This is a genomic window from Planomonospora sp. ID67723 (assembly GCF_015711605.1).
In the GTDB taxonomy this organism is placed as follows: Bacteria; Actinomycetota; Actinomycetes; order Streptosporangiales; family Streptosporangiaceae; genus Planomonospora_A.
Map to the genome: position 1 here is coordinate 400,001 of NZ_JABTEZ010000001.1, position 19,746 is coordinate 419,746.

At 70.2% G+C, this 19,746-nt stretch carries 15 protein-coding genes and 1 rRNA gene (1 of these 16 running past the window's edge); 9 read left to right on the top strand and 7 right to left on the bottom strand.

Translation table 11 applies throughout. The features are described 5' to 3' along the window. Positions 1-748: ribosomal RNA gene (locus HS041_RS01765) — 16S ribosomal RNA — on the bottom strand (it extends 773 nt beyond the left edge of the window). Between the two features lie 767 nt (positions 749-1,515). On the opposite strand from HS041_RS01765, the gene HS041_RS01770 reads away from it, so the two are divergent. Together HS041_RS01770 and mgrA are read left to right on the top strand one after the other, a co-directional pair. Beyond that, entirely contained in the window at positions 1,516-3,555 is a 2,040-nt protein-coding gene (locus HS041_RS01770) for a S9 family peptidase (protein WP_196438768.1), read from the top strand. Next, positions 3,552-4,577 (top strand): L-glyceraldehyde 3-phosphate reductase, encoded by a 1,026-nt coding sequence (gene mgrA, locus HS041_RS01775; protein WP_196438769.1) that lies wholly within the window; start codon positions 3,552-3,554, stop codon positions 4,575-4,577. Before HS041_RS01770 ends, mgrA begins: the two co-directional genes overlap by 4 nt. Positions 4,578-4,649: 72 nt before the next feature. Here mgrA and HS041_RS01780 read toward each other — a convergent pair whose 3' ends face one another. Next, positions 4,650-7,073 carry a flippase-like domain-containing protein gene (locus HS041_RS01780; RefSeq protein ID WP_307845129.1) on the bottom strand — a complete coding sequence of 808 codons (2,424 nt, stop codon included), beginning with the start codon at positions 7,071-7,073 and terminating at the stop codon, positions 4,650-4,652. A 73-nt stretch (positions 7,074-7,146) separates the two neighbouring features. On the opposite strand from HS041_RS01780, the gene HS041_RS01785 reads away from it, so the two are divergent. The 3 genes from HS041_RS01785 (at position 7,147) to HS041_RS01795 (ending at position 11,376) form a co-directional block, all read left to right on the top strand. Then, the gene (locus HS041_RS01785; RefSeq protein ID WP_196438770.1) at positions 7,147-7,347 is read left to right on the top strand and encodes a hypothetical protein; all 201 of its coding nucleotides are present in this window, start codon (positions 7,147-7,149) and stop codon (positions 7,345-7,347) included. A 357-nt stretch (positions 7,348-7,704) separates the two neighbouring features. After that, entirely contained in the window at positions 7,705-9,261 is a 1,557-nt protein-coding gene (locus HS041_RS01790; RefSeq protein ID WP_196438771.1) for a M28 family metallopeptidase, read from the top strand. 111 nt (positions 9,262-9,372) lie between these two features. Further along, entirely contained in the window at positions 9,373-11,376 is a 2,004-nt protein-coding gene (locus HS041_RS01795; RefSeq protein WP_196438772.1) for a molybdopterin-containing oxidoreductase family protein, read from the top strand. Positions 11,377-11,390: 14 nt separating this feature from the next. Here HS041_RS01795 and HS041_RS01800 read toward each other — a convergent pair whose 3' ends face one another. Beyond that, on the bottom strand, positions 11,391-11,840 hold the full coding sequence (locus tag HS041_RS01800) for a GNAT family N-acetyltransferase (RefSeq protein WP_196438773.1): 450 nt from the start codon (positions 11,838-11,840) through the stop codon (positions 11,391-11,393). A gap of 91 nt (positions 11,841-11,931) precedes the next feature. On the opposite strand from HS041_RS01800, the gene HS041_RS01805 reads away from it, so the two are divergent. Further along, the gene (locus tag HS041_RS01805; RefSeq protein ID WP_196438774.1) at positions 11,932-12,399 is read left to right on the top strand and encodes a hypothetical protein; all 468 of its coding nucleotides are present in this window, start codon (positions 11,932-11,934) and stop codon (positions 12,397-12,399) included. A gap of 97 nt (positions 12,400-12,496) precedes the next feature. On the opposite strand, the gene HS041_RS01810 is transcribed toward HS041_RS01805, so the two are convergent. From HS041_RS01810 to HS041_RS01825, 4 genes are all read right to left on the bottom strand, one after another. Continuing rightward, positions 12,497-12,964 carry an SRPBCC family protein gene (locus tag HS041_RS01810; protein WP_196438775.1) on the bottom strand — a complete coding sequence of 156 codons (468 nt, stop codon included), beginning with the start codon at positions 12,962-12,964 and terminating at the stop codon, positions 12,497-12,499. A 92-nt stretch (positions 12,965-13,056) separates the two neighbouring features. Further along, on the bottom strand, positions 13,057-13,434 hold the full coding sequence (locus HS041_RS01815; protein WP_196438776.1) for a VOC family protein: 378 nt from the start codon (positions 13,432-13,434) through the stop codon (positions 13,057-13,059). Between the two features lie 107 nt (positions 13,435-13,541). Then, complete coding sequence (locus HS041_RS01820) at positions 13,542-14,381, bottom strand: class I SAM-dependent methyltransferase (protein WP_230878384.1); 840 nt, start codon at positions 14,379-14,381, stop codon at positions 13,542-13,544. A 25-nt stretch (positions 14,382-14,406) separates the two neighbouring features. After that, positions 14,407-15,789 carry an Nramp family divalent metal transporter gene (locus tag HS041_RS01825; protein WP_196438777.1) on the bottom strand — a complete coding sequence of 461 codons (1,383 nt, stop codon included), beginning with the start codon at positions 15,787-15,789 and terminating at the stop codon, positions 14,407-14,409. Between the two features lie 142 nt (positions 15,790-15,931). Between HS041_RS01825 and HS041_RS01830 the strand changes: the two genes are divergently transcribed. From HS041_RS01830 to HS041_RS01840, 3 genes are all read left to right on the top strand, one after another. Beyond that, the gene (locus HS041_RS01830) at positions 15,932-17,755 is read left to right on the top strand and encodes an acyl-CoA dehydrogenase (protein WP_196438778.1); all 1,824 of its coding nucleotides are present in this window, start codon (positions 15,932-15,934) and stop codon (positions 17,753-17,755) included. Positions 17,756-17,945: 190 nt separating this feature from the next. Continuing rightward, positions 17,946-18,680 carry an NUDIX hydrolase gene (locus tag HS041_RS01835; RefSeq protein WP_196438779.1) on the top strand — a complete coding sequence of 245 codons (735 nt, stop codon included), beginning with the start codon at positions 17,946-17,948 and terminating at the stop codon, positions 18,678-18,680. Then, entirely contained in the window at positions 18,677-19,732 is a 1,056-nt protein-coding gene (locus tag HS041_RS01840; RefSeq protein ID WP_196438780.1) for a lipopolysaccharide kinase InaA family protein, read from the top strand. The genes HS041_RS01835 and HS041_RS01840 overlap by 4 nt, the downstream gene beginning before the upstream one ends. Positions 19,733-19,746: the final 14 nt, after the last annotated feature.

Here is a 19,746-nt window from a genome sequence, read left to right on the forward strand (position 1 = left end):
CGCTCCCCACGCTTTCGCTCCTCAGCGTCAGGTAAGGCCCAGCAAGCCGCCTTCGCCACCGGTGTTCCTCCTGATATCTGCGCATTTCACCGCTACACCAGGAATTCCGCTTGCCCCTACCTACCTCTAGCCGGCCCGTATCGAATGCAGACCCGGGGTTAAGCCCCGAGCTTTCACATCCGACGCGACCAGCCACCTACGAGCTCTTTACGCCCAATAATTCCGGACAACGCTTGCGCCCTACGTATTACCGCGGCTGCTGGCACGTAGTTAGCCGGCGCTTCTTCTGCAGGTACACGTCAACTTCGTCCCTGCTGAAAGAGGTTTACAACCCGAAGGCCGTCATCCCCCACGCGGCGTCGCTGCGTCAGGCTTTCGCCCATTGCGCAATATTCCCCACTGCTGCCTCCCGTAGGAGTCTGGGCCGTGTCTCAGTCCCAGTGTGGCCGGTCGCCCTCTCAGGCCGGCTACCCGTCGTCGCCTTGGTGAGCCACTACCTCACCAACAAGCTGATAGGCCGCGAGTCCATCCCTGACCGAAAAACTTTCCACCACCAGGCGATGCCGCCGGTGGTCGTATCCGGTATTAGACCCGGTTTCCCAGGCTTATCCCAGAGTCAGGGGCAGGTTACTCACGTGTTACTCACCCGTTCGCCGCTCGAGTACCCCGAAGGGCCTTTCCGCTCGACTTGCATGTGTTAAGCACGCCGCCAGCGTTCGTCCTGAGCCAGGATCAAACTCTCCAAACAATGTTTTCGAGTTGTTCCCGGCTGAAAGCACACCGCCACCGCAGCCGTCATGGCCGCGCGGCGGGTGTATCAACCAAAGGAATTCCGTCCTCCCACGCGTGGTGGGTGGGACGGGGTTGTGCTTCATGCACTGGCTTTTAACACACTGTTGAGTTCTCAAGAAACGGACGCGTACACCGTCGGCGCGGGACCCGGGTTCCACCGGCTCCCGACCTGCGGGGCGTTTCGTTCGCTTCGTTGTGTCTTTATTCTTTCAGACCGGCTTTTCCGTGTCAATTTGACCCGTTCGAACCGATCTGTCGGGAATTCTGACCGCCCCGTTTCCGGGGCAACCCCTCAAACTTACCAGCCATTGAGCGGTTCTGCGAACCGATCTCTGAAACCGTTAGTTTCAAGGGGATGCCGGCAAGCACAGGGCAGCACACACCAAGGTCACCTAGTGATTGGAGTGGTTTGCGCCGGATCTTGCCGACGACAAAAGATTAGCAGTCCTGGTGACCGCTTGTGACGGAACCTCGGAGTCGGCCGCGCCGGACATCGGGCGTGACGGCGGGCGTGACGGCGGGCGTGACGGCGGGCGTGACGGCGGGCGTCGGCACAGGAGGTTCAGCATAGGAGGTACAGCGGTGCGGGGCGGTGTGCCATCCCTCGTCCCGTACGCGCGGACCCCGCCCCGTACCCGCCGCGCGACGCGAAGGCCCGGAGTAACCGGGGCCGAAAGCGGCCGGAAACATAGACTCGGCGAGGTGAGCAGCGAGACGCCGCCTATGGCGAAGAAGGTTCCCAGCGAGCGCGTGCACCACGGGGACACCGTGGTCGATGACTACGCATGGCTGACCGTCAAGGACGACCCCGAGACGATCGCCCACCTCGAGGCCGAGAACGCCTACACCCAGCAGATGACCGCCCACCTCGGATCCCTCCAGGAGACGATCTTCCAGGAGATCAAGGGCCGGACCCTGGAGACGGACCTCTCCGTCCCCACTCGCAAGGGTGACTGGTGGTACTACTCCCGCACTGAGGAGGGCAAGCAGTACGGCATCCAGTGCCGGGTGGCCGCGGATGGGGAGACCCCTCCCGAGCTGAAGGCCGGCGAGCCGCTTCCCGGGGAGCAGGTCATGCTCGACGGCAACGAGCTCGCCGGGGAGAGCGACTTCTTCGCCCTCGGCACCAGCTCGGTGAGCCCGGACGGCACCCTGCTGGCCTACTCCGTCAACTTCACCGGCGACGAGCGCTTCACCCTCAAGGTGAAGAACCTCGTCACCGGCGAGACCCTCCCCGACGAGATCCCCGGCATCTTCTACGGCGGCGCCTGGTCGGCCGACGGCACCACGTTCTTCTACACGACGGTCGACGAGGCCTGGCGGCCGGACAAGGTCCACCGCCACGTGATCGGCACCCCGGCGGCCGACGACGTGCTCGTCCACGAGGAGACCGACGAGCGGTTCTGGATCGGCGTCGGCCTCACCCGCAGCGAGCGCTACCTCGTCCTCTCCGCGGGCAGCAAGGTCACCAGCGAGGTCCGCATCCTGGAGGCGGACGACCCTGCCGGCGAGTTCCGCGTCGTCCGGCCCCGCAAGACCGGCGTCGAGTACGGCATCGACCACGCGGGCGACCGGTTCCTGGTCCTGCACAACCAGAACGCCGAGAACTTCGAGCTGGCCACCGCACCGATCGACGACCCCGCCGCCTGGACTCCGCTCGTCGAGCACCGCGAGGACACCCGCCTGCTCGACGTCGACGCCTTCGAGGACCACACCGTCGTGCACTTCCGCAGGGACGGCCTCACCGGCATCCGCGTCCTGCCTGCGAGCGGCGAGCCGTACGAGATCTCCTTCCCCGAGCCGATCTACGACGCGGCGCCCTCGGGCAACCCCGAGTTCGTCACCGGGCGGCTCCGGCTCGGCTACACCAGCATGATCACTCCGCCCTCGGTCTACGACTACGACCTGCGGACGCACGAGCTGATCCTGCTGAAGCGCAAGCCGGTGCTCGGCGGTTACGACCCGGACGACTACGAGCAGTTCCGCGAGTGGGCCACCGCACCGGACGGCACCCGCATCCCGATCTCCATCGCCGTCAGGAAGGGGAGCCCGCGTCCCGCGCCCACCGTCCTGTACGGCTACGGCAGCTACGAGATCTCGATCGACCCGTCCTTCTCGGTGGCCCGGCTGAGCCTGCTCGACCGGGGCTTCGTCTTCGCCATCGCGCACATCAGGGGCGGCGGCGAGATGGGCCGCCGGTGGTACGAGGACGGGAAGTTCCAGCAGAAGAAGAACACCTTCACCGACTTCGTCGCCTGCGCCGAGCACCTCAAGGAGCACGGCTGGTCGTCCGAGGTGATCGCACGGGGCGGCTCGGCCGGCGGGCTGCTGGTGGGCGCGGCGCTCAACCTCGCGCCGGAGACCTTCGCGGGTGCGGTCGCGCAGGTGCCGTTCGTGGACGCGCTGAACACGATCCTCGACCCGTCACTCCCTCTCACCGTCATCGAGTGGGACGAGTGGGGCGATCCCCTGCACAACCCGGACGTGTACCACTACATGAAGTCCTACACCCCGTACGAGAACGTGGACGGGCGGATCTACCCGCCGATCCTCGCGATCACGAGCCTCAACGACACCCGGGTGTTCTACCACGAGCCCGCCAAGTGGATCGCGAAGCTCCGCGACACCGCGCAGGGCGGGCCGTTCCTGCTCAAGACGGAGATGGACGCCGGGCACGGCGGCCGCAGCGGCAGGTACGATGCCTGGCGCGAGGAGGCCTTCGCCCTCGCCTGGATCCTCGACACGGCGAAGGTGACGCAGTGACCTCCGGCGACTACAGGGCCGCGGCCGACCGTTACGACGGGCGGCAGCCGTACAACCGGGTGGGCAGGAGCGGGCTCAAGCTGCCCGCGGTCTCGCTCGGGCTCTGGCACAACTTCGGCGACGACAAGCCGTTCGAGGTGCAGCGGGCCATCCTGCGCAGGGCCTTCGACCTCGGGGTGACCCACTTCGACCTGGCCAACAACTACGGCCCGCCGTACGGCTCCGCGGAGAGCAACTTCGGACGGCACTTCCGCGACGACTTCGCGCGCCACCGCGACGAGCTGGTCATCTCGACCAAGGCCGGCTACGACATGTGGCCCGGGCCGTACGGCGAGTGGGGCTCGCGCAAGTACCTGCTGGCCAGCCTGGACCAGTCGCTGAAGCGGATGGGCCTGGACTACGTCGACATCTTCTACAGCCACCGGTTCGATCCGGACACGCCGCTGGAGGAGACGATGGGGGCGCTGGACCACGCGGTCCGGTCGGGCCGGGCGCTGTACGCCGGGATCTCGTCCTACTCGCCCGAGCAGACCGCCGAGGCGGCGCGGATCCTGCGCGAGATGGGCACTCCGCTCCTGATCCACCAGCCGTCCTACTCGATGCTCAACCGGTGGATCGAGGGCGGCCTGCTGGACGTGCTGGAGGCTGAGGGCGTGGGCTGCATCGCGTTCTCGCCGCTGGCGCAGGGCATGCTGACCGACCGCTACCTCGACGGCGTCCCGGAGGGCTCGCGGGCCTCGCTGGGGCGTTTCCTCAAGCCGGAGATGCTCACCGACGAGACCATGCGGCACATCCGCACGCTCAACGGGATCGCCTCCGCGCGCGGCCAATCGCTGGCGCAGATGGCCCTGGCCTGGGCGCTGCGCGACCGGCGGGTGACCTCGGTGCTGATCGGCGCGAGCAGCGTGGCGCAGCTGGAGAACAATCTCGCGGCGGTGGAGAACCTCTCCTTCACCCCGGAGGAGCTGGCGGCCATCGACAAGGACGCGGTCGAGGCGGGCGTCGACCTCTGGGCCGTCTAAACGCCCCGGGAGCCGTATCCGTCCGGGTACGGCTCCGCTCCGGCCTCCGTGTCCGTCAGGCCGGGCGGGAGGTCACAGGGCCTCCTTGCGCTGCAGGTAGGTGAACGAGGCCCAGCCCGGCAGGACCGGGAACCAGAAGGTGAGCAGCCGGAACAGCAGCACCGCCGAGGTGGCGACGTCGGGGGACAGACCCGCGAGCCTGAGACCGGCGATGAGGGCCGCCTCCACCGCGCCGAGGCCACCGGGGGTGGGGGCGGCGGAGCCGATGGCGTTGCCCGCGAGGAAGACCACCGCGACGGCGGCGAAGTTGAGGGAGCCGCCGAAGGCGCGGACGCAGGCGTCGAGGCAGACCACGAAGAAGATCGTCAGCAGCAGGGTGCCGCTGAACCCCTCGGCGATCTTCCGGGGGGACTGGAGCACGTCCAGCAGGCGGGGCAGGACGCCGGAGAACAGTGAGCGCAGGCGCGCGGTCACCACGCGGCGCAGCCGCGGGATGCCCAGGACGATGACGAACACCGCCGTCACGGCCAGCAGCACGAACACCAGCGTGCGCGACGGGGTGAAGGACGCGGCCGTGCTGGAGCCGGTGATGTAGGCGAACAGCAGCAGCAGCGTGATGTGGAAGGCCAGCCCGGTGACCTGGGAGGCGCCCACGCTGGCCACCGCCTGGCCCGGCGGGACGCCGCGCTTCTGCAGGTAGCGGGTGTTGATGGCGACACCGCTCACCGCGGCCGGGGCGACCAGCTTGACGAACGATCCGGCGAACTGCACGAGGATGGTGCGGCTCAGCGGGAGCTTCTCCGGCACGAAGCCCATGAGCATCAGCGCGGCGGCCACGTAGCTCAGCATCGCGGCGGCCAGCGCCACGCCGGTCCAGCCCCACTTCGCCGAGGTGACCATGTCCAGGTTGATCTGGGTCAGGTAGTAGACCAGGAAGTACGCGGCGAAGGCGCTGGCGATGATGGTGACGAGGGTCCGCGGGCGGAACCGCTCCAGCCGGACCTCGCCGGCCTCGACCTTCGGTTCGAGCTCGACGATCTGCTCCCGGATCGCGGTCAGCAGTTCCTTCTGCTTGTTCAGGGCGGCCCGGGTCTCGCGGGTGAGCGCGATCCGCTGGAGCAGCGGGAGGGCGCCGGCCAGCATGTTCGGCCCGGTCACGGCCGCCGCGGCGCGGACCGAGCGCTCGGCTCCGACGCGCAGGCCGAGATAGGTGAGCAGCTGGGCGATGTCCAGGCGGAGCAGCAGATCGCCGGCGGCGATCTCGCCGCTGCGGGCGTCCATCAGCAGGACCCGGCCCTCGCCGTCGACGTGGATGCTGTCGCCGGTCAGCCGCCGGTGGGCGAGCCGCTGGACCTGCAGGAGCAGGACCTGCTCCCAGATCTGGGCGAGGAGGTCGTCGTCGATCTCCTCGTCGGGGATGTCGTCGAGCGCGCGGGTGGCGATGTGCTCGTAGACGAGCAGCGCGGCCTCGGAGCCGATCTCGCTGGTGCCGACCAGCCGGGGGGTGCCCGCTCCGGCGGCGTGCGTGGCGTAGGCCATGAGGGCCTCGCGCTCCAGCTCGGCGCGGAGCGAGCGGATGGCCTTGCGGCGGGTCTCGGAGTTGAGCCGGATCCGCCGCCAGAGGCGGTAGAGCAGCCCGGCGACCTGGCGGTCTCGGTCGAGGACGGTGACGTCGAGCCGGCTGCCGTCCTTCAGCCCGATCGCGTATCTGCGGCTGCCCTGGTGGTCGTCGTCAAGCCGGCGGGCCTTGACCGGGTGGAAGCCCAGTCTGCGGACCGCGGTGACGATCGCGCTGCCCGGCGGGCGGGTGTTGGGGCTGCCGACGCCGTACAGCGTGGCGTAGCCGACGGCGAGCCCGACGACGATGGAGACGACGATGCCGAGGATCGTGGCGGCCAGCCCGGCGAACAGGGCGACCGCGTTGACCGCGACCGCGCTCCACAGGGCGACGCGCCAGGTGGGGCGGCGGGAGATCCGCATCGCGGTGACGTAGGCGATGACCGAGGTGAGCAGGGTGTTGATCGGCTCGACCCCGGCCCTGCCTCCGGTGAGCAGCAGCCGCAGGTCGTCGAGGCCCGTGGTGAGGATCCACTCGCCGAGGACGAAGGAGAGCACCATGCCGGCGATCGCGGCGAACAACCCCTCCGCGACGCGCAGGCCGTCGCGGTGGAGCACCCGCTCGACCGCGTAGGCGGCCGGGATGGCGAGCATGGCGACGCCGCCCAGCACGCCGACCAGACCGCTCAACAGGAACGGGACCCGCCTGGTGCCGTCGGCGACGTCGGCCTCCAGGCCGTTGAGCGTCTTCTGCGCCACCAGCGCGAGCAGGATGACCGCCGCCAGGCCCAGCAGCGTGACCAGGAAGCGCAGCGCGTCGGACGGGCGCCGGATGCGCTGCGGGAGCAGCGGCTCGACGACGAGCACGACGGGGTCACGCCCGGCCCGCGGCGTGCCGCCGGCCGACGTCGTGTCGTCGCGTTCCTTGATGTCCTTCACCGCCAGTGATTCTGCCTGTTTCGCATTACAAGTGCGTCACCGATCTTTCCGTCCAGTGTCCACAATCAGAGTCATGCGCATCTCACTGGCCTCCGACAGTCTTGACGGCATAGCTCCTATTCTGATCAACGACGCCGACGTGCTGGCGCTCAGCCTCAGGCTGACCTCGGTCCCGCCGCCGGAGGAGATCCTGGGCGCGTGGTTCGGCGGGAGCGTCAGCGCCGACGAGGCGGACATCGCCAACATCGCGTATATCCCCGAGATGGAGAATTGACCTTCCGGTCCGCGGTGATGACGGCTCGGGCGGGTCGGCGGCTGGAAAGCTGGGCTTCATGCGCCGCCCGCCCGCCCCGCGTCCCGCCGCGCGCCGCCCGCCCGCCGCGCGCCCCCGTCCGGCCGTCTCCGGGTGCCGCCTTCCGCCCATCCCGCTGCGGGTATCGCGACCGGGGTCCTTACGCCAGGGACACCGCAGAGGTCAAGTAGGCCCGGAGAACACCCGGAACGCTGATTCGACTCTGCTCGATAACAAATGTCGGAAAGGTCTTACAAGGTCACATTCTTCCCCTATAGGTTCCGTTTCATCGCGATCACGGGGGATTTTCCTGCTCCAATGGCGTTAGAGGAGTTTCGCATGCGCGCACGCGCGTACAAGGGCCTGCTGGCCGCCGTCACCGCGGCCTCGGCCATGGTCCTGCCCGTCATCTCCGCCACCCCGGCCAGCGCCGACCCTGACCCCAAAAGGCTCAGCCAGACGGTCAAGGGCCCGGCGGCCAAGCGACACCTCCTGAAGTTCCAGGAGATAGCCGACGCCAACGGCGGCACCCGCGCCTCCGGCACCCCGGGCTACGACGCCTCGGTCGCCTACGTCGCCGGCAAGCTCCGCAGGGCCGGATACAAGGTCACCCTGCAGGAGTTCGAGTTCCCGTTCTTCCGGGAGGTCACCAAGTCCACGATGGACCGGGTCGCCCCCGCTCCGAAGACCTACGTGCGCAACACCGACTTCAGGACGATGACCTACTCCGGCTCGGGCAGCGTCACCGCCGCCGTGCAGCCCGTGGACGTCATGATCCCGCCGGGCGCGGCGCCCAACAGCTCCACCTCCGGCTGCGAGGCGAGCGACTTCGCCGGGTTCACGGCGGGCAACATCGCGCTCCTGCAGCGCGGCACCTGCAGCTTCCAGATCAAGGCCGAGAACGCCCAGGCCGCCGGGGCCAAGGGTGTGATCATCTTCAACGAGGGCCAGCCCGGCGAGGGCCCGGCCGACCGCCGCGTCCTGCTCGGCGGCACTCTCGGCGCCCCCACCACGAACATCCCGGTCGTCGGGACCACCTACGCCATCGGCGAGGAGCTGGCCGCCGCCGGGACGACGGTCACGCTCGTCACGAACACCGAGAGCGACCCGAAGCGCAAGACGCACAACGTCCTGGCCGAGAGCCGCTGGGGCGACCCGGACAAGGTCGTCATGGCCGGCTCGCACCTGGACAGCGTCGTCGACGGCCCCGGCATCAACGACAACGGCTCGGGCAGCGCGGGCGTGCTGGAGACGGCCCTGAAGGCCGGGCTGTTCCCCACCAAGAACAAGCTGCGCTTCGCCTTCTGGGGAGCCGAGGAGCTGGGCCTGCTCGGCTCCGAGCACTACGTGGCCAACCTCTCCGCCGAGGAGAAGGCCAAGATCAAGCTGTACCTGAACTTCGACATGATCGCGTCCCCGAACTACACCTTCGGCATCTACGACGGTGACGACTCCGACGGCGTCGGCGCCCCGGCCGGACCGGCGGGTTCGGACCAGATCGAGAAGCTCTTCGAGTCGTACTTCAAGGCCGTCGGCCAGCCGTACACCGGCACCGACTTCACCGGCCGCTCGGACTACGGGCCCTTCATCGAGGTCGGCATCCCGGCCGGCGGCCTGTTCACCGGCGCCGAGGGGATCAAGACCCCCGAGGAGGCCGCGAAGTTCGGCGGTGAGGCCGGGGTGGCCTACGACAAGTGCTACCACCTGGAGTGCGACACCATCGCCAACGTCAACGACAAGGCCCTCGCCGTGAACACCGGCGCGATCGCCACCGCGACGTTCGTCTACGCCTACAGCGCGGAGCTGCCGGGCGGCGGCACCCCGGGCTCCAACCAGCCGGGGACCGGCGGCGGCGGTCACGACCACGAGCACGACCACGTCGGCGTTCCGATGTAACGACCGCCCTGTGACGAGGGAGTGACGAGGGGGTACGGCCGGGCCTGGCCGTACCCCCTTCCCGTGTGCGACCGGCCCTGTCCCCTCCGCACGCGCCGGTAAAGTCAGACCATGACGGGTGAGTTGCGAGTTCTGGGTGCATGTCCGCTGGACTGCCCGGATACGTGTTCGTGGGTGGTCACGGTCGAGGACCGCCGGGCCGTGAAGATGCGCGGCAACCCCGAGCACCCGTACACCCGCGGCGCGCTGTGCGTGAAGGTCAACCGCTACCTGGAGCACACCGGGGCGGCCGACCGCATCCTCCACCCGATGCGCAGGGTCGGCCCCAAGGGCTCGGGCCGGTTCGAGCGGATCTCCTGGGACGAGGCCCTGGAGGAGATCTCCGTACGGCTGCGCGCGATCGTCGACGAGCACGGCGGCGAGGCGATCTGGCCCTACAACGGCACCGGGAGCCTGGGTTACCTGCAGGGCTGCGAGGGCGTCGCGGGCCGGCGGTTCTGGAACGTCCTGGGCGCCTCCCGGCACTTCCTGAACATCTGCTCCACGGCGGGCAACACCGGCCTGACGGAGACCAACGGCACGCCGGGCGGGATGGACCCCGAGACCTTCGCACTGTCGAAGCTGATCCTGCTGTGGGGCACCAACACCCTGACCAGCGGGCACCACCTGTGGAAGTTCATCCAGGACGCCCGCGCAGCCGGGGCGCACGTGGTGGCGATCGACCCGATCCGCACCCGCACCGCCGAGCAGGCCGACGAACACCTGCCGATCCGGCCGGGCACCGACGCGGCCCTGGCGCTCGGGCTTCTCCACGTCGTGCTGGCCGAGGGCGCCGAGGACCGCGACTACCTGGAGAACCACACGGAGAACTGGGAGGCGTTCCGCGAGGAGATCCTCAGGCACCCCCCGGCGCGCGTCGCCGAGCTCACCGGGCTGCCCGAGGCGGACATCCGGGCCCTGGGCCTGCGCCTGGCGCACACCCGGCCCACCGGCATCCGCGCCACGATGGGCATCCAGCGGCACGCGGGCGGTGGCGCCGCGATGCGCGTGATCGCCGCGATCCCCGGAGTGACCGGCGACTGGCGCCGTCCCGGCGGCGGGGTCGCCTACTCCACCAGCGGCCACATCCACCTGAACATCGACACCCGCGACGACCTGCTGGCCCGGCCGGTCCGCACGCTCACCATGACCCGGCTCGCCGGCGAGCTGGACGAGTCGGTGAAGTGCCTGTGGGTCTACACCGCCAACCCGGCGGGCTCCTCCCCCGACCAGAACCGCATCCGCGAGAAGCTCGCGCGCGAGGACCTGTTCACGGTCGTGATGGAGCAGTTCCCGACGGACACCGTCGACTACGCCGACATCGTGCTGCCCGCGACCATGCAGACCGAGCACCTGGACCTGCACGCGGGCTACGGCCACATGTACCTGATGTGGAACGAGCAGGCCGTCGAGCCGCCGGGTGAGTGCCTGTCCACCACCGAGACCTTCCGCAGGCTGGCCCGGCACATGGGCCTGACCGAGCCGTCGCTGTACGACTCCGACCTGGAGCTGGCCGAGCAGCTGCTCTCCTCGGGCCACCCGTCCCTGGACGGGATCACGGTGGACCGCCTGCGCAAGGAGGGCTGGGTCCGGCTCAACGTGGCGCGGCCGTTCGTGCCGTTCACCGACGGGTTCCCCACCCCGTCGGGCAGGCTGCGCTTCCCCCGGGGGGCCGCCTACGCCCCGCCGCACACGGCGACGGCGGCGCGGGAGCCGTACCCGCTGGCCCTGGTCACCCCGGCCTCCCACACCTTCCTCAACACGACCTTCGGCAACAACCCCGAGCTGCTGCGCCGATCCGGAGGCCCGCGGGTCCTGGTCAACCCGGCTGACGCGGCGGCCCGCGGCCTGACCGGCGGGCAGCGGGCCCGGGTGTTCAACGCGGGCGGCGCGTTCGAGGCCGAGGTGGAGGTCAGCGAGCGGGTACGGCCCGGCGTGGTGGCGGCTCCCAAGGGGCACTGGCCGAAGCTGAGCCCGGGGGGCGCGGGGGTCAACGCGGTGGTGGAGGAGCGCGACGCCGACCTGGGGCGGGGCGCCGTCTACCACGACAACCTCGTGGAGATCGAGCCGGTCTGAGCTCGCGGGCCCGTTCAGTCCAGCGCGAGCTTGAACCCCTCGTGGGAGGCGGCGAAGCCGAGGGAGTCGTAGAACCGGTGGGCGTCCTTGCGCCTTTTGTCGGTGGTGAGCTGGACCACGGCGCAGCCACGCTCGCGACCCCGCTCGATCGCCCACTCCATCATCTTCCGGCCGATCCCCCTGCCGCGCAGGGCGGCGGTGACCCGTACGGCCTCGATCTGCAGGCGGAGCGCGCCGCGCCGGGAGATCCCGGGGATGTAGGTGAGCTGCATCGTGCCCACCACCTCGCCGTCCCGCTCGGCCACGACCAGTTCGTTGTTCGGGTCGGCCGCGATGGCCTCGAACGCGGCGCGGTGCTCCGGGCCGTACGCGCCGGTGCGGGCGGCGGCGATGGAGTCATCGGCGATCATGGCGACGACGGCCGGGAGGTCGTCCAGGCGGGCGATGCGGAAGTCGACGGGCATGCCGATCAACCTAGCCGGGGTCGGGGGTCAGGGGTGCGTCAGGGTTGCTCCCCGATGTGGACAAGGGCTCTCGGAGGGCACTGTGGATGTCATGAAAGACGAACTGACTCGACGTGACGAGGTGTCCCTCGCCGGGGCGGCCCTGCAGGGGGCGCCCTGGAAGACCGCCGCGGCGACCGGCGGCGTGGCGGCGGCGACCAGCTTCGGCCTGGGCTGGATCCTGCCGGGAAGCCCCGACCTGACCTGGGCGCTCTGTCTGGGGATCAGCCTTTTCTCGCTGGTGGCGACGGTCGGTTCGGTCGCCAGGCCCGGCACCGGCGACCGGGTCACCCGGCAGGCCCGGCTCTGGGCGCTGCGGCACCCGTGGCGCTTCTCCCTCTATCCGGCGCTCGGCTCCGCCGCGCTCATGTATCCGGTGCAGCTCGTCATCGACGGCGAGGGTCCGTTCAGCGCGGCCCTGGACGCGCTCCAGGGCGGTGTCGTGGTCTATCTGATCACCGCGGTGCTGGCGCTGACCATGAAGGGACGGGGCCAGTCGTCCCTTCCCCCCGGCCGCTGACCATCGGCCCCTGACCGCCAGGCCCCGGCTCGGGACCTGGCGGCGGCGCGACCGGCATCGGGCCGGTTCCGGCGCCGCGGCCTCCCTGCGGCGACCCTCACGGGCGCTCCGCCACGGCCTTCAGGTTCTCCAGGGTCCGGCGCATGTTGGCGGCGTTGTGGCCCGCCCGGTCCGCCACGCCGGTGGCCAGGCGCCCCGCGGCGCGGACGAACCGCCCCCGGGTGTCCCAGGTCTTCTGCTCCACCAGGCAGCCGCCCCGCGTCGCCGTGATGTCGAACCTCCAGATCGCCACGTCCACCACACCGCCCGCCCGTACGTGGTAGGCGAACGTCCGGCCTGGCTCGGCGGCGGTGATCGTGCAGACCGTCGACCAGCGCCGCCGTCCGTTGCGGTTGCTCCCCCGGAACCTGGCTCCGGGACGCGGCTCCCTGATCCGCCCGACCCAGCGGACCCTCTCGCACTCGACGTTCCAGCCGCTCATGCCGGTGACATCGGCGACCAGGTCGTACACCGCCTCGGGCGGCGCGGAGATCTCGATGCTCGCCGACGCGCTGGGGACACTCATGACCGCAGCATGACCGCCGGGACATCACTCCGGCAAGGGCCCGGTCCGCGCCTCCTCCGCACCCGGCCGGAGCGGAAGCCGCGCCCCGCGGGTCAGCCCTGCTCCCTCTCGGCCTGGCTCCGGCAGACGCAGAACTCGTTGCCCTCCGGATCGAGCATGGTCACCCAGCCGCCGCCGTCGGCCTCGCGCCGGTCGGCCTGGACCGTGGCGCCCAGCGCGAGCAGCCGCTCGACCTCCTGGTCGCGGGTGGTGCCCGCGGAGCCGGTGACGTCCAGATGCACGCGGTTCTTCACGGTCTTGCCCTCGGGGACCCTGATGAAGAGCAGGTTGGTCTTCTCCCCGACCAGCAGGACCTCGTCGTCGTCCTTCTCCGTCGCCGGGTGGAACCCGAGCCCGGTCGCCTCGCTCCAGAACGCCGCCAGCTCGTACGGCTGCGCGCAGTCGAAGGTCACATAGTGGATGTCAATCATGGGGACAGCCAACCGCGACACCACCAAAACCGTCAAGCAGGTTTCGTAACCCTCTATGAACCTAAGCCGGTTATCCTGCTCCCGCGCCGGTCAGGCCGGCCCGGTGGTCACGGCAGGTCCCACCAGAGCGTGACCCAGTGGTCCCGGGGAACGGGCCACATGTCCAGCTCGGCGACGGCCGCGACGACCTCCTCCGCCCTGGCGGGATCGAGGCAGAGCCTGCGGCAGGCGCTCTCCGCCAGCTCCTCCACGTCCGCGAACCTGCTCAGCGGAGCCGGCCGCTCCTGGCGGCGGACGCCGTACCCCAGCCGCTCCGCGATGGCGGCCACGTCGTCGGCCGTGGGCCGCTCGGGGCGGATGATGCCGTGGAAGTGGGCCCAGAGCGGGTTGAGCCAGCTCATCGGGTGCCGGTACGGCAGCTCCAGGACGACGCGGCGGCGGGCGTGACCGGTCAGCGCGGTCAGGAAGTCCGCCAGGTCGGGCACGTTGTAGACGACGTGGGCCGCGACCGCGACGTCGGCCGCGGGCGTCCGCCCCGCGACGTCGGGCCAGCGGCCCCTGATCGTCCGCACGGGTACGTCCAGCGCCTCGGCCCGGGACACCAGCGCGGCCAGCATCGCCTCCGAGGTGTCCACCGCGACCAGTCCCCCGAGGGTTCCGCGCCCGTCTCCCGGCGCGCCGCCCCCGCCGAGCCGGGCCAGCGGAAGCGAGGCCGCGCCGGTTCCCGCTCCCACGTCGAGGACGTCGCCGTTGTCCGGCAGGGCCTCGGCGATCCGGGCCAGGGTCGGGCCCTCCGGGTCCGCCAGCGCGCGATCGGTCCGCCCGGCGAACCGGGCCGGCGAGTGCTCCCACGGGTCGGCCGGGGCTCTCGCGGCGATCTCGTCGGGTATGCCCCACTGCGCGAGCTCCGCCCGCCAGCGCTCTTCCAGTCCGCCCGGCCCGTCCATGAGGACGAGCCTAGAACGGACGGCCTCAGAAGAGCTTGCCGAACTGGTCGATCAGTGTCAGGACCGAGAAGTACCCGAAGAACGCGAAGGTCAGCAGCACGATCACCAGGCGGTAGCCGCGGACCCGGATGGGCTCGGGCAGCAGCTTGCGGTTGAGGAGGGCGAGCAGCGCCGAGTAGAGGAACATCATGATCCCGCCGACGCTCGCGGAGATCACCAGCAGTGTGATCGGCTGGTCGAAGCCGATCGTGAGCATGGCGATGCCGAAGAGCACGATGAACCAGACGACCAGGCTGTAGATGCGGCTCTCGGTCCACCGCGCGCTGCCCGGCAGGTAGACCGTCTTGACGTTGTCGGCGACCATCCGGGCGACGTAGTCGCAGATGCCCATGCTCGCCGCGAAGAGCGAGAGCGCGCCGATGGCCCAGAAGAAGGTGCCGAACCACGACAGCCGCTGGTTGAGCACCTCCCCCTCGGTCCGCAGGAAGGTCACGTTGCTCGCGGTGTCGGCCCCGAAGACCGTGGAGTAGGCCAGCATCGACATCAGGAAGATCGTGAAGATGGTGATGGCCACGAACGAGACGAGCTGCTCGATGTTGGCCACCCGCCACCACCCGCGCCAGCGGGCCATGTTCGCCTCGTCGGGCTCGAAGGAGTAGCCGGTGGCCGGGGCGGCCTGGTCCTCGCCGGTCACCGGTGAGACCAGGCGCGGGATCCGCGCGCCCATGCCCATGTTCTTGTCGCGGATCCAGTTGCTCTGCACGAGGTTCTGCCCGCCGCCCGCACCGGCGAAGGCCATGGCCCCCAGCACCAGGGCCGCGCCGAGCTGGGCGGGGACCTGGCCGACGTGGGTGACCGCCTCGCCCAGTCCCCGGTAGGCGTCCCCGGTGATGGCCAGGAAGAGGGCGATCACCAGGAAGACCAGGACCGCGCCGACCTTGACGAACTGGGTCGCCTCCACGGTCCGGTAGATGACCGGCGAGAGGGTGAGCGCCGCGCCGATCACCAGCAGCTCGACCACGGCGATGACGGTGATGTCCCCTCCGCCGACGGCGTAGGTGAGCACGGTGGCCGAGCTGGTGGCCCAGCCGGGCCAGATGTTGGCCAGCACCGCCAGGAGGGCGAACACCAGGCCCCAGTGCCGCCACAGGCGGCTGAACCCGGTCAGCGCGGTCTCACCGGTGGCGAGCGTGTAGCGCTCGATCTCCATGTTGAGGAAGTACTGCGCGACCACCCCGACCACCGCCGCCCACAGGAAGACCAGGCCGACGTTGGCGGAGATGTACGGCCAGATGACGAACTCGCCGGAGGCGAGACCGACGCCCGCCGCGATGACCCCCGGGCCGAGAACCCTCCGGAGCGGCTGGGGTTCGGGGAGATCAGCCGGACGTAATCCAGGGATTGTCATAAGAATCCCGTTCCCCTGGCCGATGTGACAAACGTCCCCATCGGCGCTGTTTTTCAGGGGTTACTGACGGGTAGCATTGTCGGTAAGGTTACTGACCAGTACGTCCCGAGTCCCGGTTCCCCGGTTTCAAGGAGCAGAGCCCATGGGCCACTACAAGAGCAACATCCGTGACCTGGAGTTCAATCTCTTCGAGATGTTCGGACGCCGGGACATCCTGGGCACCGGCCGTTTCGCCGAGCTCGACGAGGACATCGTCCGCAGCATGCTCGACGAGCTCAACCGCATGGCCACCGGCGTGCTCGCCGACTCCTTCGAGGAGGGTGACCGCACGCCTCCGGTGTTCGACGCCGCGACCGGCACGGTGACCATGCCCGCGGGCTTCAAGAAGTCCTTCGCCGCCTTCCGCGACGCCGGCTGGACCAACCTCGACCTGCCGGTCGAGCTGGGCGGCCCGGGTGTGCCGCGCAGCGTGGCGTGGGCGCTGGCCGAGCTGGTACTCGGCGCGAACCCGGCGATCTGGATGTACTCCAGCGGCCCCGGTTTCGCCCACATCCTGCACACCATCGGCAACGACGAGCAGAAGCGCTTCGCCGAGCTGGCCATCGAGCGGCAGTGGGGCTCCACCATGGTGCTCACCGAGCCCGACGCGGGCTCCGACGTGGGCGCCGGCCGGGCCAAGGCCGTGCAGCAGCCCGACGGCACCTGGCACATCGAGGGCGTCAAGCGCTTCATCACCAGCGCCGAGCACGACATGGCCGAGAACATCTTCCACATGGTGCTGGCCCGCCCCGAGGGCCACGGCCCCGGCACCAAGGGCCTGTCGATGTTCCTGGTGCCCAAGTACCACGTGAACCTGGAGACCGGCGAGCTCGGCGAGCGCAACGGCGTCTACGTCACCAACGTCGAGAAGAAGATGGGCCTTAAGGTCTCCACGACCTGCGAGCTCACCTTCGGCGACAAGCACCCGGCGATCGGCACGCTGGTCGGCGACGTGCACGAGGGCATCAAGCAGATGTTCATGGTCATCGAGCAGGCCCGCATGATGGTCGGCACGAAGGCCATCGCGACCCTGTCCACCGGCTACCTGAACGCGCTGGAGTACGCCAAGTCCCGCGTGCAGGGCGCCGACCTGACCCAGATGGCCGACAAGTCCGCCCCGCGCGTGACCGTCACCCACCACCCGGACGTGCGCCGCGAGCTCATGCTCCAGAAGGCCTACGCCGAGGGCATGCGGGCGCTGGTACTGCTGACGGCCACCTACCAGGACTCCGTGCAGATCGCCGAGTTCGATGGTCGCCGCGACGAGCACGCGGAGGCGATGAACGACCTGCTGCTCCCGCTGGTCAAGGGTGTCGGCTCCGAGCGCTCCTACGAGATGCTCGCCCGCTCCCTGCAGACCCTGGGCGGCTCCGGCTACCTGCAGGAGTACCCGATCGAGCAGTACATCCGGGACGCCAAGATCGACTCCCTCTACGAGGGCACCACCGCGATCCAGGGCCTGGACCTGTTCTTCCGCAAGGTCCTGCGCAACCAGGGCGCCGCCCTCGGCTCGCTCTACACCGACATCAAGGCCTTCGCCGCCTCCGAGGCGGGCAACGGCCGCCTGAAGGAGGAGCGCAAGCTCCTCGGCGAGGCCGCCGACGAGGTCAAGGCCATGGCCGACACCATGGCCGGCTGGGCGCTCGGCTCGCTGGAGAACGCCAAGGAGGTCTACAAGGTCGGCCTCAACACCACCCGGTTCCTGCTCGCCCTGGGTGACCTGGTCATCGGCTGGCTGCTCCTGCGCCAGGCCGAGATCGCCCTGGCCGCGCTGGGCTCCTCCGATGAGGACAAGGCCTTCTACACCGGCAAGGTGGCCGCCGCGTCCTTCTTCGCCCAGACCGTCCTTCCCCGCCTGTCCGCCGAGCGCCGCATCCTCGCGGCCACCGGCCAGGACCTGATGGAGCTTCCGGAGGACGCCTTCTAGGGGTCCGGAAGGGCGGATGGACAGACCACCTGCTCCCGCGGCAGGTCAGCGATGAGGGGCGGTCCCGTGTCACGGGACCGCCCCTCGTTCGTTCCCGCCCCTCCCGTACGGCCGGGCCGCGATGCAGAGTGTTGACACACCCCCTCGTTATTCTCATACTGAGATTATCTCAATCTGAGAAGGACGGGCGATGAGTGAGAGTGAGTACCTGGCGGCTTACGACCCGCGCGCCTTCCCGGCGGTCGCCGTGACGGTCGACGTGGTGGCGCTCACGATCATCGGGGGCGTTCTGCACGTGCTTCTGGTCGAGCGGGGGGAACCGCCCTACGCGGGGCGGTGGGCGCTGCCGGGCGGGTTCATCCGGCCCGGCGAGGACCTCGACCGGGCCGCGGCCAGGGAACTGGCCGAGGAGACCGGGATGACCCAGCGGGTGCACATCGAGCAGCTCGCCAGCTACGGGGCGCCGGACCGGGATCCGCGGATGCGGATCGTCTCGGTCTCCTACCTGGCCTTCGCACCCGACCTGCCCGACCCGCAGGCGGGATCCGACGCCGCCGACGCCGCGTGGTACGGCATCGACCGCCTGCCGAAACTGGCCTTCGACCACGAGCGGATCCTGGGCCACGCCCTGGAGCGCGCGCGGGCCAAGCTGGAGTACACCCCGCTCGCCACCGCGTTCGTGGGCGAGACGTTCACCATCTCCGAGCTCCGCCGGGTCTACGAGGCGGTGTGGGGGCTCCCGCTGCACGCGGGCAACTTCCACCGCAAGATCCTTTCGGTTCCGGGGTTCGTGGAGAGCACCGGGGAGACCACCGAGAGCGGCGGGAGCAGAGGCGGCCCCCGGGCCAAGCTCTACCGCGCGGGAGACGCCCGGCTCCTCCATCCCGCTCTGCTGCGACCAGAGCGGGAGGAGGAGATCCGGTGACCACCACGGCCCAGGCGATCGCCCTCGTGAACGCCGCCGCGACTCCGGGGGACCTGTTCGGCGGGGACACCCCAGAACGGGTCTACCGGCGGCTCGCGCGGCTCCTCCACCCCGACCTCGCCCCCGGGGCGGAAGCCGCGGCGGCCTTCGTCAGGCTGGCCGAGCTGTGGGCGACCCGCGGCGCCGCCGCCCGTCACGGGAGCGCGGACGGCGGACGCGAGCATGCCGGCGGCCACCGGAGCGGGGGCCCGGGAGCCGGGAGCGTCATCACCACCCGGCGGGGGACCTACCGGATCGGCGGGGTCTTCCGCAGGGGCGCCACGGCCGTGCTGTACGAGAGCGGCGGCGACACCCTGCTCAAGCTGCCCCTCCGGCCGGCCGACAACGACCTCATGCGGCGCGAGGCCGAAGCGCTCAGGACGGTCGAGCGCGAGGGCGATCCGCGGCTGCTGCCGTACGTGCCCCGGCTGGTGGAGTCGTTCCGCTACCGCTCGGACGGGGCGGAACGGCAGGCGAACGTGGTCAGCCGGGCACCGGACGGGTTCCTGACGCTGGCCGAGATCGCGCGGCGGCGCTCACCGCTGGACCCCCGGGACGCGGCGTGGATCTGGCGGCGGCTGCTGGTGGCGATCGGCACGGCCCACCGGGCCGGGGTCGTGCACGGCGCCGTCTTCGGCCACCACGTGCTGGTCCACCCGATCGAGCACGGTCTGATCCTCGTCGACTGGAGCCAGTCGGTCCCGCTCGGCACCCCGCTGACCGCCCTGGTGTCCCGGCACCGCGACGACTACCCGCCCGGCGTGTTCACCGGTGAGCCGGCCGCCGAGGCCCTCGACATCCGGCTCGCCACCCGATGCGTCGCCGCGCTCATGGGCGTCCGTGCGGGCGCGGGCGCCACCGCCGGGACCGGCCGCGTCCCCTCGCGGATGCGCGCCTTCGTCCGGGGGAGCATGCTGAGCCCTCCGCGCGACGCCTGGCGGCTCCTGGAGGAGCTCGACGAGCTCCTCGGCGACCTCTACGGCCCCCGGAAGTACCGGCCCCTCGACCTGTAGCGATCCCCTCCACC

What these genes read in the sequence shown, in the direction of transcription:
- HS041_RS01815 (WP_196438776.1), bottom strand. Translation starts at nt 13,434, where the DNA reads ATGATTGACATCCACTATGTGACCTTCGACTGCGCGCAGCCGTACGAG.
- HS041_RS01790 (WP_196438771.1), top strand. Translation starts at nt 7,705, where the DNA reads ATGCGCGCACGCGCGTACAAGGGCCTGCTGGCCGCCGTCACCGCGGCC.
- HS041_RS01810 (WP_196438775.1), bottom strand. Translation starts at nt 12,964, where the DNA reads ATGAGTGTCCCCAGCGCGTCGGCGAGCATCGAGATCTCCGCGCCGCCC.
- HS041_RS01830 (WP_196438778.1), top strand. Translation starts at nt 15,932, where the DNA reads ATGGGCCACTACAAGAGCAACATCCGTGACCTGGAGTTCAATCTCTTC.
- HS041_RS01820 (WP_230878384.1), bottom strand. Translation starts at nt 14,381, where the DNA reads ATGGACGGGCCGGGCGGACTGGAAGAGCGCTGGCGGGCGGAGCTCGCG.
- HS041_RS01825 (WP_196438777.1), bottom strand. Translation starts at nt 15,789, where the DNA reads ATGACAATCCCTGGATTACGTCCGGCTGATCTCCCCGAACCCCAGCCG.
- HS041_RS01770 (WP_196438768.1), top strand. Translation starts at nt 1,516, where the DNA reads ATGGCGAAGAAGGTTCCCAGCGAGCGCGTGCACCACGGGGACACCGTG.
- HS041_RS01795 (WP_196438772.1), top strand. Translation starts at nt 9,373, where the DNA reads ATGACGGGTGAGTTGCGAGTTCTGGGTGCATGTCCGCTGGACTGCCCG.
- HS041_RS01805 (WP_196438774.1), top strand. Translation starts at nt 11,932, where the DNA reads ATGAAAGACGAACTGACTCGACGTGACGAGGTGTCCCTCGCCGGGGCG.
- HS041_RS01785 (WP_196438770.1), top strand. Translation starts at nt 7,147, where the DNA reads ATGCGCATCTCACTGGCCTCCGACAGTCTTGACGGCATAGCTCCTATT.
- HS041_RS01800 (WP_196438773.1), bottom strand. Translation starts at nt 11,840, where the DNA reads ATGCCCGTCGACTTCCGCATCGCCCGCCTGGACGACCTCCCGGCCGTC.
- HS041_RS01835 (WP_196438779.1), top strand. Translation starts at nt 17,946, where the DNA reads ATGAGTGAGAGTGAGTACCTGGCGGCTTACGACCCGCGCGCCTTCCCG.